Genomic DNA, 6,556 nt, shown 5'->3' with positions numbered 1-6,556 from the left:
AACAAATACTTATTAATTTACCTGTGGTTTTTTGATAACGAAAATCGGTTTGCTTTTAAGGTGATATATCCTCAAAAAGTCACCGCCAATAAAAAATAAATAAGCAAATTTAGAACCGTTTCTGTTGATTATCGTCATGTGAGAGGGCCTTGTTTTTAGATTTGTTTTAGATTCCCCCTTGCATTGATTTAGGGATAAGAAAACATCTTTTTTTATCCCTGCCGGAGGTTATTTAAAGTGGTAAAAACTAAAAATAGATATTTTTATTAATATATTTATTCTGAAAGTAAGCGTTACCTCTCTTAAATATCAGTAAGCTGGCGATTTAGCTTTACACTGATCACAATGATTTAACATTTTCAACAAACCTCGTTATTTTTCACTAAAGTATACAAACATATTATATTAATCACTCTCCGTGGAGGTTGTTATGAAAGTTACTGTTTTGGGTGCCGCTGGTGGAATTGGGCAAGCCCTCGCGTTATTGTTAAAACTTGATCTGCCTGAAAATTCATCGTTATCACTTTATGATATTGCTGCAGTGACCCCTGGAGTAGCGAAAGATTTAAGTCATATTCCTACCAGTGTCAAAGTGGAAGGTTATGCCGGAGACGATCCCTCACCTGCACTTGAAGGCGCTGATGTGGTGTTGATTTGTGCTGGTGTTGCACGTAAACCGGGCATGGACCGCTCCGATTTGTTTAATATTAATGCCAGTATTATCTTTAAATTAGTTGCTAAAGTGGCAGAAGTCGCGCCCGAAGCATGTATAGGTATTATAACTAATCCCGTTAATACGACCGTTGCTATCGCATCAGAAGTGCTTAAAAAAGCAGGTGTCTATAATAAAAACAAACTCTTTGGTATTACTACCTTAGACGTTATTCGTGCAGAGGATTTTGTCGCTGAGAAAACGGGGCTTCCTGCAGAGCATGTGCGTGTTAATGTTATTGGTGGCCATAGCGGCACGACTATTTTACCTGTCTTATCGCAGGTACAAGGTGTTCATTTTAGTGATCAAGAAGTGATTGAACTGACTGAGCGGATCCAAAATGCAGGTACCGAAGTTGTCGAAGCGAAAGCGGGTGGAGGTTCAGCAACACTTTCAATGGCGCGTGCGGCTTCTATTTTTGGCGTTAATCTTGTGCAAGCCTTGCTAGGTAAGCAAGGTATTATTCAAAATGCTTATGTTGATGGTGGTAATGCCTGCTCGCCATTTTTCACTCAGCCATTGCTACTGGGTAAAAATGGTATTGAACGCGTTCTCCCCTTTGGTGAGTTAAGCCCTTTTGAAGAGCAGAAAAAACAAGAGATGTTATCCGTGTTGCATGCAGATATTCAAAAAGGGATTGATTTTGTTCTAAATAAAGACGAATAATATATACTCATATCACATTAATATGCTTTATCCGGACTCCGCTCGGAGACAACAATAAGGCACTGCATAAAGGCCGATAAGATTAACTGTGTTAATCCTATCGGCCGCTGTAAACGCAAGCATTTAACACCTTGAATGGTAAATCCCGTATCGAATGTTATAACGCACTACTGGTTTTCGAAAGAGGTACAAGCCAAATTGCATTCTCCTGCATTGTTATGAAATCTCAATGGAGAACAACTATATTACATTTCGTGCCTAACATCTAAGTACAATATCACTTGCTGATTTTGTATCTTGAAGTAACATGGGGATCGACTAATTCACATTTTCCGAATCGGTTAAAGCCGTTTTTTTATACTTAGACTTTAACCGCTTGGAGCCAGTTATAAAGAGATTGAAAATGAATGTTTGTGATGTAATGACCATTCGTGTCGCAACTGTGGATATGGATGATAGATTGACCGTTGTAAAACAGATCCTTGATTGTGCGACCTTCCGCCATATCTTAGTGATTGAAGATGATCAATTACAAGGAGTTATCAGTGATCGTGATCTATTGCGTTGTTTGAGTCCTTTCTTAGGTACGGATGCCGAATCTGTTCGTGATAAAACAACCCTCAATAAACGCGCACATCAAATAATGACACGCTCACCTATTACTATTAATCCCGATTTATCTATCCATGCGGCATTAATCATAATGTTGGACAATAAAATAGGCTGTTTACCGGTATTAGAGAATGGGGTGGTGAAAGGCATCTTTACTTGGCATGATGGTGTGCGTGCTTTATTGGATTATTCTCTTCCGCTTAATAAGTAATAGTATTAAATGAAATAACAAATGCTTTTTTAGTGTTTTAATTCAGCTAAATTTTTCTTTATAGTACTCATTCTTCTAATTTATATTGAGCACTCAGATGGATTACCTACCTATTTTTGCCAAACTCGAAAGCCGACCATGTCTTGTTGTTGGTGGAGGTGATGTCGCCTTACGTAAAGTGCATTTATTACTTAAAGCCGGTATTGACGTGACTGTCTGTGCCCCCCAAGTTGATGCTCGTATTCTGGAAAAAGCACAGGCGAAGCAGCTAAAGGTCATTCAGCAATGTTTTTCTTCAGATTTGTTAATTGGCAAATGGTTAGTGATTGCAGCGACAAATCAGAAAATGATAAATCAGCAAGTCGCAACCGCTGCAAATAAATTGCAATTATTAGTCAATGTGGTCGATGCACCAGAGCTTTCTAGCTTTATCATGCCCTCTATTGTTGATCGTTCACCGATTATTGTTGCCATTTCAAGCAGTGGAAACGCGCCCGTATTAGCACGTTTAATCCGTGAGCGCTTAGAAACTTTATTGCCGATGCATTTAGGGCGTTTAGCCACTATCTCCGGTGAATTTCGACACCGTGTTAAAAAAGTCATTAAAAACGTCTCATTACGTCGCCGTTATTGGGAAAAACTCTTTGGAAATGGTCGACTAGCGAGCTTATTAGAAAAGGGCCAAACCGATAACGCTCTTAAATTGATGGAGGAAGATTTAACTTCTGATGTAGCTTATGGTGAAGTTGCCTTAGTCGGAGCCGGTCCTGGCGATCCTTCATTACTTACCTTAAAAGCATTGCAATTGATGCAACAAGCAGAGGTCGTTCTCTATGACAGATTGGTCTCGTCTGAGATTTTAGATTTAGTGCGCAGAGATGCTGATTTAATTTCTGTTGGTAAAAATGCCGGGAATCATGAGGTAGCACAATCCAGAACAAATGAGATGCTGGTGGAGTATGCGCGACAAGGTAAAAAAGTCGTTCGCCTAAAAGGTGGCGATTCATTTATTTTTGGTCGTGGTGGCGAAGAACTTGAGCAGCTTGTCGAGGCCGGTATTGCTTTTCAAGTTGTGCCAGGAATAACGGCTGCTTCGGGGTGTAGTGCGTACGCTGGCATTCCGCTTACTCATCGAGATTTTTCACAGTCGGTCACTTTTGTCACTGGACATAGAAAACCCGATGGTGACGCGCTTAATTGGCAAGCTCTCTCAATTAGTAATCAAACGCTGGTTATTTATATGGGCATATTAGAGGCTGAAGAGATACAAATGCAGTTGCTCCATTTTGGTCGTGCCAAAGACACCCCTGTTGCATTGATCAGTAACGGGACCCGGCCCGATCAGCATGTGCTACTCGGCAAACTTTCTGAATTAGTACAACTTGCTGGCGGCGTGCAAGGGCCAACGTTGATTATTATTGGTGAGGTGGTCAGTTTGGCGAATAAACTAACATGGTTTAATCCTGAAACTCATCAAAAGCTGTCCCGAGATCCCTTCTTGGTAAACCTCAATTAGAATTGGTTATCACCTGTTATGTAACGTCAACGTAAAATACGTATAAGCGAATTACGATTGCCAGAGAGCAAATTTAAGTTGGTCGTGAATAATGCCATTTTCTAAAAATAGAAATAGGATATATAAGATGAAAGCATTATTAATTATTGCCCATGGCAGTCGCCGGAAACAGTCAAATGAGGAAGTGGTTGCGATAGCTGAGCGATTAAAACAGCACTGTTCTGAACAATATAAAATTATTCATGCAGGTTTTTTAGAGCTGGCAGACACACTGATACCCGAGGGGATAAAAAAATGTGTCGATGATGGTGCAACGTCAATTATCGTATTACCTTATTTTCTTAATTCTGGTCGTCATGTTATTGAAGATATCCCTCAAATTGTTAATGAAACTAAGCCGTATTACCCTGATATTGAAATTAAAATAGCAGCACACCTCGGTGCTTCAACATTAATAATGGATCTATTGGTTAGCTCTGCTAACGCCATCAAATAATCAGGCAAATGATATAGCATTGCTGTTAGCTCGTAGAAAGTGAAAGCTTTCTTCCCATCGATTCCTGTGCTTTATCTGGACGATATTAATCAGTACGGATGTTAACTATCTATTGACGAATGGATTGCCATAGCTGATCACTCGGTTGCCTTGAATCACGCAAAACTATCAATATTGTATGAGGTTGTTTTCTCACCTTATGATCCTAAAGATAACTTCGCTTTCACTCTCCCCCGTTGAGGTTATCATCTAAAGGTCGCTATGGAAATCTGTATCCAGGCTCCAATAATGATGGCCGCCAGCACTGTTAGTGGCACCACTAATTGTCTGTTGATTGACATATATCCCATTGATTAACTATGATAAATCATCTCTTTCCCTGATATTTTTTGCCTATACTCCCGAATCAATATTCTTTATACTCATTGCATAATCGAATATCAAAGGATGATACATATTATGGCTGCATCTCCACTTGTTTTCAGCACCACGACCCCTGTACGCACCCCGATTAATATGCAAAGTGAAAGTCTATCCGAAGATCTCAAGCAAGCTAAATTATCTCTGCCATTAACGGGTAAGTCCTTTGATTTGTTATTATCACAACAACTATTGCCCGATTCTCTTAATTGGAAATACGGTTATGGGAATCTAGATCGTGATGCAATTCCTGAAACTTTTCAGCCTATCTTAAAGCGAGTCGTTAATCTTGACGATGATCATGCCGTGATGGAAGATATTATAAAATTTACCGACAAACGAGGTCTTAAACTTCAGTGTGCTGAACTATATTGTTTTGATAATACGCTTGGATTGCTCAGAATAGATTTTGCTTTATCCTCTGATACTCTTGATTCGACCGCTTTACAACGATTGGATCTTTCAACGATAGATCAGGCTTTTTCGGTTATTGCGGAAAGCATCTATCAGCATGTTATTTATCCCAATTTTTTAGATGCTTTGCATCCAATATCAAGTGATTTGTTAGGAAGTGCTGGGCGTGTTCAGTGCAAAGATCCTATCTACAGCGATTTAGATTTTAAACTCCGATATAATCCGGAGCACTTGCTTTGGACTGGAAGGTGCCTGCAGGTATGCAGTTCCTCTCTCTCTGAAAATGCTAAAAACCAATTTATGACATGGGCAAATTGTGCAGAAAAAGTTTTTTTTAATACCGGGGCGTTTCAGATGTTTATTGGTTCTGGTAACTACTTGGTATTTTCAGATAATATCGATACCGTAGCCAAAGATGTATTCCGAGCAACGGCTATTGCCCAAATATATTCAGCTTTCATGACCATTTATGGTGGCGTTTTTAAAAGTACCCTAAGGGATCTACTTAAACTCGAACAGAAAAAAGGATTTAAAGCGAGGATGACCGATTCCTTGCTGACACAAACGGCTAGGCGATTAGAATTGCTTAATTTTCTTAAACTGGATTTCGCCGAAGCGACTCGCAGTATTCAGGGAAATAGAAAAGAATTAGTCGATAATTTTATTGCCAGCTGGCAAATAAACGAATTGGAAAAAACAACTTGCGAACGTGCTAACTTTATTCGCTCCCGTTTAGAACGGATTACTGAAGAGCGTAAAATATCTCAAAATAGAACCATTGAGATGATTTTAGTGTCCATTGGTGGGGTAGCGGTAATAGATTTTGCATTAAACATGAGCGGCAATGCTGCTAAACTGAAGAACGATAATATTTTAGGCTTAGTTGATCTGTTTCGATGGTTAAGCCCTGATGTTAGTCTTTGGTCTGCTTGTGCCTTAGTTGTTATGGCGACCGTCTATGTTTACCATGGTAAAAAGTGAGCAAACATTAATAGGATAATCACATGACTCGTATAACTTTTATAGCCTACCTAGCCTGTACTGATAATACTTATGTTCAAGTAGCCGATCTTTTTGGTAATGCACTATCAAAACACTTTGGCGGTGCGACGGTCTCAAAACAAAGAGGTTACTGGGCTGATGATGGGCAGGAATATCGCGAATTATATGCAGGTGATGTGAATATTGAAACAGTAGCAGCCATCCACCTTCAGGTATTAGCTGAATATGAAGAACGAGCGATCACTTTACTGCGTGAAACGGCTAAGATAGTGGTGAGAGAATTAAGCTTAACTGCTAAACATTTACATATTGAATGTCACCATAGTGAAGCTATGCATACGGATATATCAATAACAGCATAATTAAGGCATTACTTTATTAATGCGCCTAAGAGATAATGCGTGAACTAATATTACTCAATAGTAAACTTTTAAAACCGTAGTAAATCTTTTGGGAAGGACGGAAGGCTGACTGTTATGCCATTCCGACCTGATACCTACCGTTTTA

The 6,556-nt window shown here is 39.4% G+C and carries 6 protein-coding genes; all 6 read left to right on the top strand.

Translation table 11 applies throughout. The features are described from left to right. Window positions 1–430: 430 nt before the first annotated feature. The 6 genes from mdh (at window position 431) to KSO91_RS07420 (ending at window position 6,411) form a co-directional block, all read left to right on the top strand. Window positions 431–1,378, top strand: coding sequence for a malate dehydrogenase (mdh, locus tag KSO91_RS07445; RefSeq protein WP_238742330.1), 948 nt, complete (start codon window positions 431–433; stop codon window positions 1,376–1,378). A 403-nt stretch (window positions 1,379–1,781) separates the two neighbouring features. Beyond that, window positions 1,782–2,201, top strand: a complete 420-nt coding sequence (locus KSO91_RS07440; RefSeq protein ID WP_420830945.1) for a CBS domain-containing protein — start codon at window positions 1,782–1,784, stop codon at window positions 2,199–2,201. A gap of 97 nt (window positions 2,202–2,298) precedes the next feature. Next, window positions 2,299–3,717 carry a siroheme synthase CysG gene (cysG, locus tag KSO91_RS07435; RefSeq protein WP_238742328.1) on the top strand — a complete coding sequence of 473 codons (1,419 nt, stop codon included), beginning with the start codon at window positions 2,299–2,301 and terminating at the stop codon, window positions 3,715–3,717. A gap of 127 nt (window positions 3,718–3,844) precedes the next feature. Beyond that, a complete protein-coding gene (locus KSO91_RS07430; RefSeq protein ID WP_238742327.1) occupies window positions 3,845–4,213 on the top strand; it encodes a sirohydrochlorin chelatase in 369 nt (122 codons plus the stop codon). A gap of 459 nt (window positions 4,214–4,672) precedes the next feature. Beyond that, window positions 4,673–6,028, top strand: a complete 1,356-nt coding sequence (locus KSO91_RS07425) for a hypothetical protein (protein WP_238742326.1) — start codon at window positions 4,673–4,675, stop codon at window positions 6,026–6,028. A gap of 23 nt (window positions 6,029–6,051) precedes the next feature. Further along, window positions 6,052–6,411, top strand: coding sequence for a hypothetical protein (locus tag KSO91_RS07420; RefSeq protein WP_238742325.1), 360 nt, complete (start codon window positions 6,052–6,054; stop codon window positions 6,409–6,411). The last annotated feature ends 145 nt before the right edge of the window (window positions 6,412–6,556 follow it).

Source organism: Psychromonas antarctica (assembly GCF_022267535.1).
GTDB classification, from domain to species: Bacteria; Pseudomonadota; Gammaproteobacteria; order Enterobacterales; family Psychromonadaceae; genus Psychromonas; species Psychromonas antarctica.
The sequence above is the reverse complement of the archived record's forward strand: the minus strand, read 5'-3'. Positions and strand labels throughout refer to the sequence as shown.